This window comes from Leptospira kirschneri serovar Cynopteri str. 3522 CT (assembly GCF_000243695.2).
Lineage (GTDB): Bacteria > Spirochaetota > Leptospiria > Leptospirales > Leptospiraceae > Leptospira > Leptospira kirschneri.
In genome coordinates this window covers 664651-682916 of the sequence record NZ_AHMN02000004.1, presented here as the reverse complement: position 1 = coordinate 682916, position 18266 = coordinate 664651, and the positions used below count along the sequence as shown (strand labels likewise).

Genomic DNA, 18266 nt, shown 5'->3' with positions numbered 1-18266 from the left:
TACTTTCTCGTCTTATTAAAATAGAGTCATTAGAGTTTTATGGCACGAAAAATTCATCCCGAAATTTTAAAGTTTCTTTCTGGAATATCTTTGTTTCAAAAATTATCTCCAACCGTTTTGGCTCGTATTTATCAGAATATCGAAGAAAGAAATATATATAATCATGATGTAATCTACTATAGAGGGGATATTTCAGATAAACTTTTTATAGTCAGACATGGTGAGGTGATGCTTACTTTCGGAGAATCGGGAAAATCGGTAAAGTATTTAGGTGAAGGAGAATTTTTTGCGGAAAACAGTCTTATGACTAGAACACAACACGCAGGTTCTGCGATTGCCGTAATGGATACTTTACTCTATGTTTTGGATGGGCATTTTTTTTTAGAACTAGCTCAAAAAGAACCTATTCTTTCTGGAAATTTAATCCGTTTGATGAGTAACCGATTTAGAGAACATCTAGAACCAGATAACAAAATGACATCTCTTCCCAGAAGGATGATTTGTCACGTTCCTTTGGAAGAAGTACAAGGTTATAAGGAAAAGTTAGACGCAATCGTAGAGATAGGAGGTTATTCCCACGTTGGAAAGATGACTTTGGTTCCGATGGAATCCTTCGAAAAAGTCAGTCTACAAGATGCAATTCGAAAATTATCTTTACTTAGAAATCAGTTCCCGATCATTCATTTATATTTTCAGCAAGTAGGTTTGAAACCCGAATTAGATAAACTACTTTTACAAGCGGATCAGATTGTTTTTTGGGAAGATAATCCAGAACGTAATCAAAAGAAAAAAACTGAAATTATATCTTATTTCCGATCTAGAATCCGTAATTTTGCGGGAAGAACGATTCGTTACGTAGATTCCGTCAATTCTATACGACCTGAAGACAGCGTAAAACATCAGAAAATATTTCATAAAGAAGAAACGTTTTCTAGGTATCTTGTATCCAGGACGAGAGGGCTCGCTTTGGGAGGAGGTGGAGCCAGGGCACTTGCACACGTAGGACTTTTAAAAGTATTAGAAAAAGAGAATATAAAAGTGGACGTGGTTTCCGGAGCTTCTTTTGGAGCGGTAATCGCAGCCTTGTATGCCCGCGGAGAAAATACGGAAACGATCTATAAAATGATCTATAAATTTTTTGGAGGATTGGACAAACCTTTCGATCCTACAATTCCACTCGTTTCCTTTTTTAAAGGTAAAAAAATGACTCGAATGTTAAAACAAGCATTCGGTTCCACTTTAATTGAAGACTTAAAAATCCCTTTTGTAACGTCCGCGGTGGACCTTCATAGCGGAGAAGAATACGTGATGGATCGTGGACCTGTCTGGGAGGCATTGGCCGCGGCAATGAGTTTGCCTGGAATGTTTCCTCCTATCTTTCATGGAGATCATTTGCTCGTAGACGGAGGAGTCATCAATAACGTTCCTGAAAGTTTAATCAGACAAAAAGGAGCGGACATTATTTTATCTGCAAACGTTTCTCCTCTAAGAGACGAGGCAATCGTAAGACTTTTAGAAGATAGAAAGATTACTGGAAAATCTTTTTTTAAAAATCTCTGGGAAGATTTAAAATATCCACCTATCCTCAAAATTATGGGAAGGGCAATCACGTTGGAAGGAAGGGAGATCACAAAACTTAGAAAAGATAAGATGGATTTATTCATCAATCTTCATATAGAGGAATTTTCCTTTTTTGACTTTAATAAGTTTAGGGAAATCATTCACAAAGGAGAAGAGGAGGCAGAAACACATCTAGAAGAAATCTACGATTTATTTTACCCAGGAAAAAAATTCTTAAAGAAAAAATGATAAAAGAAATTCCTGAAGTTTTGCGGACTCCTTTTTATAGTTGAATTTCCATTCTTCACTTCCAAAAGGTCCAACGGTATTTGTTAATGCAAAAAAAGAATAAAAAGGAAGTTGAAAGTCATTACAAACCTTTGCAAGTCCAAAACATTCCATATTCTCAAATCCTAAATCGTGTTCTCTTAGATATTCTAAGGATTTTCCAGAAACGTCCTCAATCGTGATTGAACCCGTGGCGTTCGTTTTTGAAATTAAAATTTCTTCTACGGATTTAAATTCGAAAGAATGTGGGAACTCATACAAATCCGGAACCGTTTCTGGAACTCTAACTTTTCTTTCTATTCTGGCAAGTTCCTGATTTTCAAACTGGAATGAAAATCCAAATTTATTTTTCCAAAAACTAGGTTGTAACCAAGGATATACACCTGCGGAACCTATAAATAAAATCTGAGTAGGAAATATTAAGTTTTTATTATTTAGGCGATCCAATAAAAATTTTTGAAGATTTAAACCCGCTTCTAGATTTCCGATCCCACAAACAAGAACTGTAAATTTTTCTAACTTTAAAATCTGATCTACTTCTTCTTCGATCGCAGAACAGATTAGAGTTGTTTTTGGAAGTTTAATCTTCATCATAATCGTACAAAGATTGAATCACATCCTGATATAAATCAAAAATAACGTTTCGTTTGAGTTTCATCGTCTCTGTCATTTCTTTTCCCTTTTCAAATTCCTTAGAAAGTATATGAACGTGAGCGATCTTTTCAAAGGATTTAAAACCCGCCTTTGTGGAAATTTTATCTTTGACTATGTTTTTAAAAAACGTGGCTACTTCTTTGGAAGAATTCCACTCACCCGGATCCTTTGGAATTTTTACTGCTTGGTTTTGAAACTCTTCCTGAACACGATCAAAAAAAGGAACAATTAAAACTCCTAGATTTTTTTGATCTTGACCGACTACGATTACTTGATTGATAAATTCTGATTCTGTAAGTTTTGCCTCGATCGGAGCAGGTTCTAAGTTTTCTCCACCAGAAAGAACGATCGTATCCTTTGCTCTTCCTGCAAATTTTAATTCTCCGGTATGAGTCCAAGTGAGAATATCTCCTGAATCCAACCATCCGTCTTGTAACGCTTTGGAAGTTTTCTCAGGTTCTTTATAATAGCCCATCGTAACGTGAGGACCTTTGTGCCAAGCGACCCCTTTTTCACCTGGAGTTGTGACAATTTTACCGTTTTCTCCTACGAGTTTGATCGCGGTTCCGGGTAACGGAGCGCCGATGGCTCCATTTTTTGGAATTGGAAATTCACCGATGGCTCCAATTCCGGTGGTTTCTGTCATTCCATAGGTTTCGATGATATGGATTCCGGCACTTCGAAAGAAAAATTGAATATGTGAAGGCATAGCCCCAGCACCGCATAACGCGAATCTGATCCTACCACCGAACAGATCTCTCACTCTTTTTAAAATTTTATAGGAAAGGATTTTGATAGGAATCATAGAAATTAAAAATACACTCGCTACAAAACGATCTAACAATTTCTGATTTGGGTTTTCCATTTTCGTAGTGGCGTAAGAATCTCGAATTGTATCTTGAAGGTTTGTGGTGATTTCTGCAATTTTAACTGCAAAGTGAAAAAGTTTCTGTTTGAAAAGAGGAGATTTTCTGACGGTATCATGAATTCTTTTATAAAGACCTTCCCAAAGTCTGGGAACCGAAACAAGAACCGTAGGTTTTACTTTTTGCATATCTGCTGGAATTGTTGGAATGGAAGAACAAGCCATTGAAGCTCCCCAGGCGATGAGAGTTGTTTCCAAAAGCCTTTCTGCAATATGCCAAGGTGGTAGAAATAGGATGGTTCTATCGTTGTAGGAACCGGGAACAAATTCTTGAATTTGATGAATTCCCCAAGTAAAACTTCTGTGATTTAACATCACACCTTTCGGAGCACCTGTTGTTCCGGAAGTATAAATGATCGTGGCCAAATCTTTTCCGACTAAGGACTCACCTCTTTGATCATAAGTTTTATCTCCCTTTTTGATTCTGGATTTTTCTCCTTCTAAAAGTGCGTCTTCTAAAAATAAGAATTGAATTCCGGAAAGTAGTGCTCGGGAATTTTCTAAGTTTTTCCACTTTATAGGAGGGTCTATAAGAAGAATCGTTTTTACTTTGGCAAGGCTGGATTTGTCTTCTAATAACTTCTTTAGTACTTTCTCATTTTCTAAAAAAAGAATTTTAGCTTCAGAATGTTCTAATATATATTTCAGATCTTCTATTGTTGCGTCGCATCCGCGAGGTACGTCTACACATCCGATTGTAACTAACGAAAGGGAACAAAGAGACCATTCGTATCGGTTATCACAGATAAGTCCCGCCGTATTTCCTTTTTGCATTCCTAGATCGATTAGAAATGTAGAAAGATTTTTGAGATTTTCATACCAATCTTTATAAGAGATTCCTCTAAAATCTCCGGATTCTTCCCGAATCCAATACATAGGTCTATCCGAATAAACGGAAGAAACGTCTCTGATTAGATGATATAGACTTGTTTTTTCCATAGTGAATTAGGGAAGTAACCCCGAAGTTTCTTTGGTTCCAGTCATTAAATTGATGTTTTGTAAAGCCTGACCTGACGCACCTTTTACCAGATTGTCCAGTGCAGAAACGACGACTAACGTGTTTCCTCTTTTGCGAAGTGAAATATCTAGAAAGTTTGTATGTTGTACTTTTTTTAGTTCAACTTCTTCTGGCGTTTTTAAGATACGGATAAAAGGTTCATTTAAAGAAGAATTTTCTAAAATAGAAATAGGATCTTGCTCGGGTTCAGAATCGAATTCTAATACGATTGTAGAAAGAATTCCTCTATAAACCGGAAGTAAATGAGGAGTAAAAATCACCTCCGGATCGGAAAGTCCGGATTTAGAATAAACATACTCCCGGATTTCCGGTTCGTGTTGGTGAGAAAGAATTTTATACGCTCTAAAATTTTCATATACGCTTGTATAAGAATAACCCGAATCTTCTGTCCTTCCTCCCGCGCCGGAAACCCCTGATTTGGAATCGACTACAATTCTAGGTCTGAGATTCTTTCTAAGTTTATCCAGTAAAAATATAGGTAAAATTACAGAGGTAGAAAAACATCCTGGATTGGAAACGAAATCCGCGTTTTTCAATTGATCTCTGAAAATTTCAGGAATACCAAATATCGCCCGATCTACGTAATCAAAACGAGTATGTTTTAGTTTATAATATTTTTCTAATATTTCTTGATTATGAAGTCTGTAAACTCCGGAAAGGTCTATGACCTTATGTCCGGCGTCTAAAAACTTAGGAGCGGATTCTACAGAAACTTCATTAGGAACTGCAAGTACTACCAATGATTTTAGAGGAACAATATCTTCGTGTTTTTTAAACACTAGATTTTTGGGAAACGGCACTTCTGGAAAAACTTCCGAGATTGTTTTACCTGCAAGTTTATCGCTTGTTATGTGAACTACTTCGTGTTCCTTTTGGCGGGAGAGAAGTAAAAGTAATTCCTTTCCAGTCAATCCCCCAGCTCCTAAAATACTAATCTTTGCCATAATCCTAACTGTATTTAGAGTTTTGTACTAAAACTTGAGAATGTAGGAACTCACACAAAAACAAAATTCTTTGAAAAAAATGTGAGAAATTTACCTTATAAAAAGTTTAAAACAAACTCTTAGTTTCTATAGAGAAAGATTTTAATTTAGGTAAAATACTGTAACTAAAAAAAACGCCGAATGATTTCTCATCCGGCGGTCAAGGGTTCCTAAAAAGAAAGCCAGTTGTTTAGCCTGCAGCCTGTTCTAATTTCTCCTCTTTACGAGACTTTTTATTATTTTCCTGAACTAACAAAGGCAGAGAATTTAGATCTCTGACCATATTTTCGATGGTTAAAGCAATTTCAGGATTGTTTTTCAAATATTCTTTAGCCGCTTCTTTACCTTGGCCGATCTTTTCCGTATTGTAAGAATACCAAGCTCCGGCCTTATGAATAATATCATGCTTTACACCTAGGTCAACCAGAGAACCTTCTCTGCTAATTCCAGCATTAAAGATTATGTCAAATTCAGCCTGTTTGAATGGAGGAGCACACTTATTTTTGACTACTTTAACCCGTACTCTGTTTCCTACAGATTCTTCTTTTTCTTTGATCGTTTCTATTTTACGAATGTCCAAACGAACTGAACAGTAGAATTTCAAAGCGTTTCCGCCAGTTGTAGTTTCGGGAGAACCGAACATAACACCGATTTTCATACGAATTTGATTGATAAAGATTACTACAGTTTTGGATTTTGCAATGGTACCAGTCAGTTTTCTAAGTGCCTGGGACATGAGTCTTGCTTGTAAACCCATGTGAGAATCTCCCATGTCTCCTTCTATTTCAGCCTTGGGAACAAGAGCTGCCACAGAATCAATTACGATCAAATCGATTGCGTTGCTTCGAACTAAAGATTCACAGATTTCTAATGCTTCTTCTCCATTATCCGGTTGAGAAACTAAAAGTTCATCTATATTAACCCCAAGTTTTTTGGCATAAGATGGATCTAAAGCGTGTTCTGCATCTATAAACGCTGCCACACCACCTCTTTTCTGAGCCTCCGCAATTGCAGAAAGTGTGAGAGTAGTTTTTCCAGAAGACTCAGGTCCGTAAATTTCTACAATTCTACCGATCGGATAACCACCTATACCCAGTGCAATGTCTAAGTCCAAGGAACCGGAAGGGATTACTTGAACGGTTTGTTTGGCAGAATCCGATCCTAATTTCATAATCGAACCCTTTCCAAATTGTTTTTCAATTTGGCTCATCGCTTGCTCGATCGCTAACTTTTTAGAATCGTCTACGCTCGGAGCATCTTCTTTTGTTTTTTTCATGATACTTTCTCCCATGTTTTTTGCCTCCTACCTTAACGGTTCTTGGCGATGCCACCGCGTTCTAAAAGCGGCGATCTTTTTTTAAATATAGCTCCCGACCCGGACAAATTTAGGTTTCGAGATCTAAAAAAATGAATCGATTTCAATTTTTTTCAAAAACTCAGGTTTATGTCACCTGGTTTTCTGAGAACAAAATTAAAATATATCTAAGTATTTGTATAGCAAAAATTTGAGTATTATTGAGAAAGAATCGATTTTTTTTCCTGATCCAATGTTTTTTGAGCTTGAATCGCTTTTCTAAGAGTTTCTCGATTTCGAATCCAAAAACTTAGAAAGAAAAAAAACGTAAGTGCCAAAGCAAAAATAAAAACCAGAATACCAATCCCAAGACGAATCCAAAATGGAATTGTCAATTGAGAAGGAAAGAAGAATAACGTGCCGTTTGCGAGTCTGATTTTTTCACAACCTTGACAGGATGTGTTTTTCGATTTGAAAAAAGAATTCAATTCTCCCCAGTTTTTTTCGGTGGTAATTTTCCATTCTGAGGATTCTTGAGAATAAAGAAGGGTTTCGTCCTCCGAAAAATAATAAAACGAACAAACTAATCCAGTTTTTAAAAATTCAACGGGGGGAATTCTTGTCTGTCTTCCTAAATAAAAATCAACGTAATAATCTTGTATTTTAAAACTACGAATTTGAGAAAGATTCGGAAATTCGTCTCCGAATGTAACTAAAGAAAACAAAGTGGACTTTTGGTTTCGAATTCGGATTCCTCCTAAATTCTGAATTTTTTTGAATTCTGTTTTAAGAATCTCTTTTTTAGGGAAAGTTTGTTTTTGTAATTGGATAGAAAGTATTTTTTTTAAATAGATTTCTAATCTAGATTCTTCTTCTTTTTGCCAAACAGGAATCGATTCTAAAAGCCAGTATTTTTCCACAACCGCAGGATCTCTTAAGAATTTTTTTATTTCTGTAATTGTATTTACTAAACTATACGTTTCTGCTTTTATAGATTGATTCAAAGATAGAAAAAGAAAGAATACAAAAAAAAGACGATTCATAAAAACCTCATATTCTATAAGTTTAATTTTTTCATTTTTGTGATAAACTGTAAAACTGCGATTTCATATAAAAATTTTACAAAACTACGTTCCTTTTTGAATTTTATAGAAAAGTTATATTAGAGTTGTTGAAAAATTCCATAGTGAAAATTCGTAAAATTGCTTCAATTGTCCATTCAATCCAATACAAACAGATCAAGAATTAATTTTTCAAAAACTCTATTGAGTGACATACCCTGAGAAATCTGTCTAGAGGAAGATGCGTTTAAGTTCAGAAAATATTTCACAAAGATGTGGGAACTCATATAGAAATTATAATTACAAAAGAATACTAAAATACTATAAATCATACACAAATACAACGGTTCCTGTGAGAACTACCACATTGAATTGAAGATTCATTCTAATCTACTGGCCACTACTGATCTCTATAAAATTGAGTACCGTTAATTTTATCACAAAACACTGATTCTATGCAAAATATTAGGTATTTTATTATATAGTTATGAGTAAAAATAAGCCTGTTTTAAAAGTTAAGTATGGTATTTCCCTCATCAAAAAGCCAACAATTTTTGAATTCTGCACGATTTTTTTGAATTTCTGCACATTTGCAAAATCGACCGTTGATTTTGAATATTATTTAAGAGTAGTATTACAGCCGTTCTTACAAATTCAATGAATCTATAAAATTTTGTTTTATCGCTTAACTTCAATTATATGAGTTTATTAAAGTTCTATCCGACAAAGCCGGATTTGCCCTTATTTTTTTATTCTGAATGTATATTATTAAAACTTAAACTATTAGATTGGATATTTTATTATTTAATTCTGAGTATAAATATTTTTTTAAAGGCGACTTCGGTTCAAAAATTTTAATTTAAAATAATGGATTCAAATTTTGGACAGATCGAAAGTTAGAAAGTGATTGGACCCACGTTCTTATCATTGGATCTTTATTCGTACATTATTTCGTTTTCTCCTATACAAGATAAGAATCCCTAAAATCATTATATATTTATCTACGATTAGGTTTTACTATGTCCGATTGTACTATTTGTAATTTTCATCAGTCCTGCGATTCTTCTGAAATTTTAGTTCGATTCGGAGAATTTTCAGTTCGTCATAGTGAGGAAGAAAAAAAACTCAAAGGGTATCTTTATATAGAACCTCGTTCTCATTGGACTTCCTATTTGGATTGGTCTCAAGAATCCTTTTTGGATTTCGGAAAAGCCCTTGAATTTGCCACAAATTGGATTTATAAAAATCATTCTCCTGTTAAAATTTATACAGTAACCGTTTCCGAAATGGTTCCACATATGCACTTTCACTTAATTCCAAGATATTTTGACGATTTAAAAGGAATTGATTACATCAAACTTGCTTTACAGGGTAAATTGTGGGAAGATCAGTCTATTCGAGATTTATAATGTTTTCTTTTAGAATTTATGTAATGGAGATAAGTTCATGAAAATTTTAAGATTTAAAAATATACTATTCATAGGGATCGTTTCTTTTTTGTTTTCAAGTTGTATTTATAGAGATATTCGAATTCCCGGATTGAGTACGAATTACACTCAATACATTTTAAACTCGGAAGATTTCCAAATTTTAGGAACCGTAGAAACCGAAGGAGTTTATACCTCTTGGTTGTTACTCTGGGTGACCGGTGAAACAGGTTATAAAGAGTTGTTAGATAAATCCAAAACACTCGGAGGAGACGAGATCATCAATTATCGTTTTGAAATAGAAGAAACGAGTATTCTATTGATCGTTTGGAATCGGATCCGATGGAAAGCGACCGCACACGCAATCAAATATAGAGAAAAAATTAAAAAACCTTAATTTAAATTTGAAAGTGTTTTTAAGTCTAAAAAAATAGAATGAATATAAATAAAACTCAACTGATTTTAGAAGCCGGTCTTTCAAGAAAGGCGGATTTTGTGGAAATTTTCGAAGAAGAAACAAGATCTTCTTCTGTAAGTTTAAGAGATCGAAAAATAGAACAAAGTTTTGCCGGAATCGATTATGGAATTGGAATTAGATTGATCTATGGAACCGATGTTTTATATGCACATACAAATAATGAAGATTTAGAACATTTGATTTCTCTAATAGATATTTTAGCGGATTCCAGAGGTGCCGTAAAAGAAAAAAGCCAAACTTTGGTTTTAAAAGGAGACTTGAAAACTCCTTCTTTTTCCATTAACGTCATAGATCCTAGAAAAATTTCTCCCGATCAAAAATTAGAAATTTTACATAGAGCCGATAAAACGGCTAGAAACGTTTCTTCCAATATTGTACAAGTCGGCGTTTCCGCGTTTGACTCGGTTTCAAGAATTGGAATTTACAATTCGGAAGGTTTATCTTTAGAAGATTTAAGAGTTCGAAGTCGTTTTAATATCAACGTTACCGCCGAAAAAGAAGGTGAACGTTTTGTAGCATCCGAAAATCCGGGAGCCAAAAAAGGTTTTGAATTCTTCAGCGATCTTCCAGTAGAACAACTTTCCAAAACCGCGGCAGAAAGATCTCTTTTAATGTTATCTGCGGGTTACATCGAAGGAAAAAAAATGCCTGTAGTAATGGGAAACGGTTTCGGAGGAGTGATCTTTCACGAAGCATGCGGTCATCCCTTGGAAACGGAAGCAATTCGTAAAAAGTCTTCTCCCTTTGTAGATAAACTCGGAAAAAGAATTGCACAATCTTGTTTAACCGCAATCGACGACGGCACCATTCCAGATTCCTGGGGAAGTATCGACGTAGACGATGAAGGTACTGCTCCTCAAAAAACAATTTTAATTGAAAATGGAATCCTAAAAAATTATCTCTCCGATCGAATAGGCGCGCAAGAAGTAGGAGTTGAAAAAACAGGAAGCGCAAGAAGGGAAAGTTATATGTATGCTCCCGTTTCTAGAATGAGAAACACTTATATCGCTGCAGGTAAAGACTCTTTCGATTCTATGTTATCCGGAATCGATTACGGACTTTTCGCCAAAAAAATGGGAGGAGGTTCGGTCAATCCGTCTACTGGAGAATTTAATTTTTCTGTGGAAGAGGGATACGTTATCCGAAACGGAAAGATAGCAGAGCCGGTCCGTGGAGCCACTCTAATTGGAAAAGGGGACGAAATTCTTCCAAAAATCAGTATGGTAGGAAATGATTTAGAATTAGCAGCTGGAATGTGTGGTGCGGCTTCCGGTTCTGTTCCGGTTACGGTGGGACAACCTTCTTTAAAAGTGGATGAAATCTTGGTAGGAGGTCGTTCATGAATCTGGAACATTCCGTAGAATACGTGTTAGACGTTTGTAAAAAGAAAGATTTAGACGGTTTTGATTTAGTGGCTTCCGAATCTAAAGATGTAGGAATTGAACTTTTTAGAAAAAGGGTCAGCAATACTGAACTTTCCAATTCTAGAGGAATTGGAATTCGTTTGATCAAGTCTGGAAAACCAGGTTATTCTTACAGCGAAAAATTATCAGAAGAGGCTTTGTCTCAAATGGTAGAAGACGCAATTTCTCAGTCCAAAATTTCAGATCCTCTTGATATTGATTTACCTGATCCTACTGAACTTCCTAAAATAGAAATTCGTTCTTATGAAGAATCTTTAGAATCCTTAGGTTTTGAATGGTTGAGATCTACTGGAGAGAAGTTAGACGATTTAGCTTGGTCCGTAGGCGGTAAGATCGAAAACGTTCCCTATTCATACGCTGGGAAAACCTGGAATCGAATTATATTAGCAAACTCGAATGGTCTTTATCATAGCGAAAAATCGAACCTGGTTTCTGCGGGAGTTGCGTTAGTCGCAACTGACGGAAAGACCAAAAAAATGGGAGGTTACACCCGTTCCGGTTTAGATCTAAATCGAATAGATCCAGAATTCATCGTATCCACTGCAACAGAACGTTCTTTAGCTCTTTTAGGCGCAAAACCGGTAAAAAGTGGTTCGTATCCGGTTCTACTTTCTAACCGTATTAGTCCTCAAATTTTTGGAATGTTTTCTTCTCCTTTTTCAGCGGATAACGTTCAAAAAGGTCTTTCCAGACTAGACGGAAAAATAGGTTCTCAAATTGCATCACAAAATTGGAATGTGTTTTGCGATCCACACGTTAGTGACTATCCAGGTTCCAGGCTTTTAGACGCGGAAGGGGTTTTGACCAGCAAAAAAGCGATCATCGAAAATGGAATCTTAAAAACTTATCTATACAATTTAGAATCTGCTAAAAAAGCCGGTGTTTCCTCCACTGGTAACGCAATTCGTTCTTATGGTGGAAGGGTAGGTACTTCGTTTAACAATTACGTGGTTCCCAAAGGAAATCAAACTCTGGAAGAATTATTAAAAAGTGTTCCAGAATGTATTTACATTTTAAAATTAGAAGGTGGTTCCGGTTGTAGCGCCGTGTCTGGAGAAATTTCCATCGGAGTTCAGGGAGTATATTATAAAAACGGAAATCCAGTTCATCCAGTAGATAGTATCACTATGAATCTGAATTTTTTTGATCTACTATTTAGGATTGATGGGATTTCCAATGAATACAACGACTCTTATTCTTCGATTAAGATTCCAGATATTCTAATTCGTGAGGCAAGTATAGCCAGTTAAAGTTTTCGCTTGCCTCTTCTTCGGGTTTGGGTTTTATTTCCGAATTATATCCTTCTTTTCGGGAGAACCCCATTGAGCCATTTTTTTCAAAAAACTAATTATTCTATATCTTGTATTTGGAATCAACGCGTAAAAAAAATTGCCTTTATTGGGAGTAGTCTTCTTTTCTTTTTTGCGTTTTCCACACTGAACGCGCAGATAAAGATCGAATTTTCTCCAACTGGAGAAGTTAAAAAACCTTCTCAAATCAGAGCTCGTTTTTCCGAATCGATGATTCCTCTCGGAAATCCTAAATTTTCCTTATTTCCTTTTGAAATCCGTTGTCCTTTACAAGGTGCACAACGTTGGGTAGACGATAAAAACTGGGTACTTGAATTTCCAGAACTACTTCCAGGCGGAATTGAATGTACATTTGAAACTAAAAAGGTAAAGTCTGTTTCTGGAAATTTTTTGAACGAAGGAGAAAAGTTTTCCTTTCATACCGGAGGTCCTGAACTCGAAGAAAATCATACTTTTCCTTATGAAGGTATCTATATAGACGAGGATCAAATTTTTATTTTAAATTTGGATACGGATCTAGATCGTTCTTCTGCAAACGATTCTATTTATTTTGTGGTAGAAGGTCTCAAAGATAAAATTGGTTTTAGTTACGTAAAAGATTCTGTAGAAAAAGAAATTTTAAAAACCAGAACCATCCAAAAAACAGATCGAATGATTTTAATTAAACCGGATCAGAAATTTCCGAGCGGTCAAAAAGTTTATCTCGTTTTAGAAAAAGGTTTAAAGTCTAAATCAGGAATCCCGAGAAGTTCTACAAGAAAAATTGAATATTCAGTAAGACAAACATTTAGAGCAGAGTTTAACTGTGATCGTGTAAACGCAAAGGCGGCTTGTATTCCTTCTTCGCCCTTAATTTTAAGATTCAATTCTCCTGTATTGGTAGAAATTCTTAAAAAAATTCAGCTTCAGACAAACGATGGAAAAACGATTCCCGCGAAAGTTCATTCTGAAAATGGAGACTACCAATACGAAGTGAGTTTTCCGGTTCCTCTTTCTCCTAAGTCAAAGTTTCAGATTCTTTTGCCTTCTGGTATCAAAGATGATGCTGGAAGAACTCTTTCTAATCAATCTTCTTTTCCTCTCACAGTATTTACGGATGATTATCCTCCTCTTTTAAAGTTTGCCTCTAAATTTGGAATTTTAGAAAGATTTCCAGAAGCGATTCTTCCAGTTACAATCCGAAATTTAGAAGCCGAGAATCCGGTTCGTCTCTATCAAGTAAAAACGAGTCCGGACACAGAAGACAAAATTAAAGAACAGTTCGATAAGTTAAAAGAAAAAGGAAAAGAAATTCTTAATTGGGCAATCGGAAAAGAAGAAAAATCAAATCCACCTAAACAATTCACGGGAAAGGAATTGATTTTAGGATCCGGAGAAATTGCAGAGATTCTTCGTTATCTCAAAACGATAGAAGACTTAGATCATAAGGAGTCCATCTTTGAATCCTTCCAAGACAAATCTTCAACCAATGATATAAAACTTCAAAGTAATCACGGCGCCCGTCGTTTTGAAGTGGTAGGAATTCCTTTGAAAAAACCGGGCTTTCACGTAGTTGAAATGAAATCTGATATATTAGGAAATTCTTTATTAGGAATCAATCAACCTTTTTACGTTAGGACCTCCGCCTTAGTAACCAACCTTGCGCTTCATTTTAAATGGGGGAACGAATCCTCCTTGGTTTGGGTTACAAAACTAAACGACTCCAAACCCGTACCCAACGCGGACATTCAGATTTTTAATTGTAAAAAAGAAAAAATTTTCACGGGTAAAACCGGACCTTACGGAACACTTATCATAAAAGGAATTTTAGCTAAAAATAAAATTCCACATTGTTCGTGGAAGTCATACGAGAACGGTTTATTTTTGATCGCCTCTTTTGAAGACGATTTTACATTCACTCATACTGGTTGGCAAAACGGAATTGAAAATTGGAGATTCAATCTACCCTCGGGAGACTACGGAAATGAAAACGTAGTATTTCATCCTATTTTAGATAGAACCTTGTTTCGCGCTGGAGAAATCGCATCCATAAAACTTGTTTCTAGAACAAAAAAATCTTTTGGATTCGAAATTCCAGGTCAAAACCAATATCCTACGTTTGCAAAAATCGTTCATTCTGGAAGTAATAAAGAATATTCTATTTCTCTAAAATGGGATCGAGAAGGTACCAGCTCTTTTCAATTTAAAATTCCAAAAGAAGCTAACCTAGGAGCTTATCAAATTATTTTATCACCTTCAAAAGATAGAGGAGAATTTTCTATCGGAGAGTTTAGAGTAGAAGAATTTAGGGTTCCTCTAATGAAGGCGGACATTCAGACCTCCGGTTCTAACATCAATCCTTCTAAACTTGGAATTAATGGAAACGTCCGTTATCTTTCCGGCGGAGGAGCCGGAAAACTTCCAGTTCTTTTAAGAACTAGAGTTACTTTTGAGGGTGGTGCGTATTTTTCGGATTATTCCGATTTTTCGTTTAGCAACGGTAAGGTGAATCAAACGGAAATTAGAGAAGAGTCTAATATCGGTTTTACGAAAACCCAGCTTACACTGGATGAAAAAGGTTTTTTTGAAAGTACAGTTCGATCAATTCCAGAATCCGATACAACTCAAAAATTAGAAACGGAACTGGAATATAGAGATCCAAACGGCGAAATTCAAAGCGTTTATAGATCTTTTCCAATTTATCCTTCTCAGTATCATATCGGAATTGCTTCCGAAGGTTGGGCGGCGGTTCAAGATTCTATAAAATTGAAAGTTGCCGTTTTAGATTTAAAAGGAACTACAGTGGAAGGAAAAAAAGTAAACGTAACCGCGTTTACTAAAAAATACTATTCGAATAGAAAACGTTTAGTAGGCGGTTTTTATAGTTATGAACATAAGTCCGAAGTAAAAGAGTTAGGCGAATTTTGTTCCGGTAAAACAAATTCAAAAGGATTATTCTATTGTAACGGTTCCTTAAAAACGACGGGCGAAGTTTATTTTGAGGCCTCTCTTTCTGGAGAAGAAGTAAAGGCAAATTCTTCCGTTTGGATCACTGGAAAAGACGATTTATGGTTTGCCGCGAGTGATCACGATCGTATGGATCTGATTCCAGAAAAAAAAGAATACCAAACCGGTGAAAAAGCAAAATTTCAAGTAAGAATGCCTTTTCGAGAAGCAACCGCTCTTGTTACAGTAGAAAGAGAAGGAATCCTCAATTCTTATATTAGAAATTTAAGTGGTAAAGAACCCGTTATTGAAATTCCGATCGAAAGTTCTTTTGCGCCTAACGTGTTTGTTTCGGTCTTGGCGGTTCGAGGAAGAGTAGACAGTCCGAAAGAAACCGCGCTCGTTGATTTGGCAAAACCATCTTTTCGGTTAGGTATGGCACAGATTCGAGTCGGTTGGAAACCGTTCGAAGTTCCCGTTCGTATAGAAACGGATAAAACCGTTTACGGAACAAGACAAAAAGTAAAAGTAAAAATTCAGATCGATCATCCTTCCACACAAGTAAAGAAAGATTCTAAAATAACGTTAGTCGCTGTTGACCAAGGTCTTTTAGAATTAAAATCCAACGATACCTGGGATCTACTCAAGGCAATGATGAATCAACGTGGAAATTCAGTACAAACTTCTACGGCACAACTTCATGTTGTAGGAAGAAGACATTTCGGATTAAAAAGTTTACCTCCGGGAGGCGGAGGTGGTGGGGCCACCACCAGAGAATTGTTTGACACTCTTCTTTTTTGGAAACCGGATTTAAAACCGGATGAAAACGGATTTTTAGAAGTAGAAATCCCTTTAAACGATTCATTAACCTCTTTTAAAATAGTTGCAATCGTTCATTCGGGCAAAGACAAATTCGGTTCTGGTTCTACGCAGATACGAACTACAAAAGACGTACTCATCTATCCTTCCATTGCTCCTTTTGCCAGAGAAAAAGACGAGATCCTAAGCGGAATTTCTCTTAAAAATACTACCGAAAGAAATTTAGAGTTAGAAATAAGTCCTAGAACATCACCAGATCTTAAATTAGAAACTAAGAATATTCAATTAAAGGCGGGAGAATCTAAAAACGTTTATTGGAACTTGTCGATCCCTATTCAAAAAGAAGAAATTGTATACGAGTTTCAAACAAAAGAAACCGGTGGGACTTTTACAGACATAGTTCGTTTCCGTCAGAAAGTTGGGGAATCGATTCCTGTTAGAATATTACAGTCCACTTTCTTAAGATTAGAAGACGGTAAACTGAGTTTGCCCGTTCAAGAAAATCAAGAAGCGATTGCCGGAAGTGGGCAATTAGAAATCAGTCTAAAATCATCTCTTACGGGTGGGGCGATCCTTTCTTCTAAGGAATATATGAATCTTTATCCATATTCCTGTCTGGAACAAAAACTTTCCAAAGCAATTTCATCCGAAAAAGATTGGAATCATATTATGAATCATTTAAATACATACCTGGACGGGGATGGGCTTTTGAAATTTTTTCCTATGTCCTTGTATGGAAGCGAAATACTGACTAGTTACGTATTGATTCTTTCTTCGGAATCTGGTAAAAAAATTCCGGAAGAAATCCAAAATACACTTTTAGAAGCTCTGAATCGTTACGTCAACGGATTGATCTATAGAAACAGTTATATCTCTAACACTGATTTTCTACTGAAAAAAATCATCTTGCTCGACGCAATATCCCGTTTTCAAACGGTAGGGGACGACACAATTCGTACCATTCAAGTCGATCCTAAAATTCTTCCTACAGACGTTCTTATCAGTTTAAGAAATATATATTCAAAATCTAGAATATACAAAAATCAAATTCCTCAATTAGATATACTTTTGAAATCTAGATTTAGGATCCAGGGAACTTCTTACAATTTTGTAGATGAAACCAGTCTTTGGTGGCTTTTATCTTCCAACGATTCTACGGTCATGAAGACAATTCTTTCGGTTGTAAAAGATCCGAGTTGGAAAGAGGATCTTCCACGTCTAATTCGGGGAGCCATTTCTAGACAATCCAAAGGACATTGGGACATTACTACCGCAAACGCGCTCGGAATTTTAGCCTTTCAATCTTATTCTAAACAATTCGAAAAAGATACCGTGGAAGGAACCACCGTTATTACTCTGGAAAATCATTCAAATACGTTGGAATGGAAAAATCAAAAAGAACCTACTAAATTAAAGCTTCCAATGCCACATAACGCTCAAAATTTAGAATTCGTCCAGAACGGAAGCGGAAAACCATACGCTGTAATTCATACTAAAGCTGCCTTACCTTTGAAAGAAAAATTAGAAAGTGGAATGAGATTGGAAAAGGAAATTCTAGATGAATCCGGAAATAAAAAAACTCGTTTTCAAGAAGGAGATATGGTTCGTGTACGTTTAAAAATTTATACTGAATCCGATCTATCTTGGATAGCGCTCAAAGACCCGATTCCTGCGGGTGCAAGTATCTTAGGTTCTGGACTTGGAAACGATTCTCGTTCCGGATCAGAATTGGCAAAAGAAGAAAATTGGTGGTCATCTCCTACTTTTATAGAAAGAAAATGGGAAGGTTATATTGCATATTTTGAATATTTACCCTCAGGATCTGTAACTTTAGAATATGTATATCGAATCAACCAAACTGGAAAATTTATATTACCTCCTACTAGGGTAGAAGCGATGTATCTTCCGGATCAATTTGCGGAATTACCAAATCCGGATCAAATGATCACCAAGGAATAAGTTTTAAATTGAATATAATTTTTTTGGAATAAAAATGTGTTAGTCTCTAAAATTGAGTACTATAAATTTTCATCGTAAAATATCGCTTCGGTAATAAATTTTAGGTACTCTTTTATATAGTTTTGTGTAAATTGGATTTTT

The 18266-nt window shown here is 35.7% G+C and carries 11 protein-coding genes; 6 read left to right on the top strand and 5 right to left on the bottom strand.

The window, feature by feature from the left end; all coding sequences use genetic code 11:
- The first annotated feature begins 39 nt into the window (after nucleotides 1–39).
- Nucleotides 40–1809, top strand: coding sequence for a patatin-like phospholipase family protein (locus LEP1GSC049_RS221240; protein ID WP_004752113.1), 1770 nt, complete (start codon nucleotides 40–42; stop codon nucleotides 1807–1809).
- On the opposite strand, the gene LEP1GSC049_RS221245 is transcribed toward LEP1GSC049_RS221240, so the two are convergent.
- From LEP1GSC049_RS221245 to LEP1GSC049_RS221265, 5 genes are all read right to left on the bottom strand, one after another.
- Nucleotides 1795–2439, bottom strand: a complete 645-nt coding sequence (locus LEP1GSC049_RS221245) for a nucleoside phosphorylase-I family protein (protein WP_004752758.1) — start codon at nucleotides 2437–2439, stop codon at nucleotides 1795–1797. The two genes, LEP1GSC049_RS221240 and LEP1GSC049_RS221245, sit on opposite strands and share 15 nt — an antisense overlap.
- Nucleotides 2429–4366: a long-chain fatty acid--CoA ligase gene (locus LEP1GSC049_RS221250; protein WP_004762165.1), complete on the bottom strand. Its 1938-nt coding sequence runs from the start codon at nucleotides 4364–4366 to the stop codon at nucleotides 2429–2431. The genes LEP1GSC049_RS221245 and LEP1GSC049_RS221250 overlap by 11 nt, the downstream gene beginning before the upstream one ends.
- A gap of 6 nt (nucleotides 4367–4372) precedes the next feature.
- A complete protein-coding gene (gene argC / locus LEP1GSC049_RS221255; protein WP_016748732.1) occupies nucleotides 4373–5389 on the bottom strand; it encodes an N-acetyl-gamma-glutamyl-phosphate reductase in 1017 nt (338 codons plus the stop codon).
- A gap of 229 nt (nucleotides 5390–5618) precedes the next feature.
- Nucleotides 5619–6719: a recombinase RecA gene (gene recA / locus LEP1GSC049_RS221260; protein ID WP_004752583.1), complete on the bottom strand. Its 1101-nt coding sequence runs from the start codon at nucleotides 6717–6719 to the stop codon at nucleotides 5619–5621.
- A gap of 221 nt (nucleotides 6720–6940) precedes the next feature.
- Nucleotides 6941–7765 carry a hypothetical protein gene (locus LEP1GSC049_RS221265; protein WP_004751769.1) on the bottom strand — a complete coding sequence of 275 codons (825 nt, stop codon included), beginning with the start codon at nucleotides 7763–7765 and terminating at the stop codon, nucleotides 6941–6943.
- Between the two features lie 1037 nt (nucleotides 7766–8802).
- On the opposite strand from LEP1GSC049_RS221265, the gene LEP1GSC049_RS221270 reads away from it, so the two are divergent.
- Genes LEP1GSC049_RS221270 through LEP1GSC049_RS221290 form a run of 5 tightly spaced genes read left to right on the top strand, consistent with a single transcriptional unit; the run spans nucleotide 8803 to nucleotide 18125 of the window.
- Nucleotides 8803–9192, top strand: a complete 390-nt coding sequence (locus tag LEP1GSC049_RS221270) for an HIT family protein (RefSeq protein WP_004752021.1) — start codon at nucleotides 8803–8805, stop codon at nucleotides 9190–9192.
- A gap of 37 nt (nucleotides 9193–9229) precedes the next feature.
- Nucleotides 9230–9607 (top strand): LIC11742 family lipoprotein, encoded by a 378-nt coding sequence (locus LEP1GSC049_RS221275; RefSeq protein ID WP_004762141.1) that lies wholly within the window; start codon nucleotides 9230–9232, stop codon nucleotides 9605–9607.
- Nucleotides 9608–9645: 38 nt separating this feature from the next.
- Nucleotides 9646–11031, top strand: coding sequence for a TldD/PmbA family protein (locus tag LEP1GSC049_RS221280; RefSeq protein ID WP_004762016.1), 1386 nt, complete (start codon nucleotides 9646–9648; stop codon nucleotides 11029–11031).
- The gene (locus LEP1GSC049_RS221285; protein WP_016560504.1) at nucleotides 11028–12362 is read left to right on the top strand and encodes a TldD/PmbA family protein; all 1335 of its coding nucleotides are present in this window, start codon (nucleotides 11028–11030) and stop codon (nucleotides 12360–12362) included. Before LEP1GSC049_RS221280 ends, LEP1GSC049_RS221285 begins: the two co-directional genes overlap by 4 nt.
- Before the next feature lie 48 nt (nucleotides 12363–12410).
- Nucleotides 12411–18125, top strand: coding sequence for an alpha-2-macroglobulin family protein (locus LEP1GSC049_RS221290; RefSeq protein WP_420890159.1), 5715 nt, complete (start codon nucleotides 12411–12413; stop codon nucleotides 18123–18125).
- The last annotated feature ends 141 nt before the right edge of the window (nucleotides 18126–18266 follow it).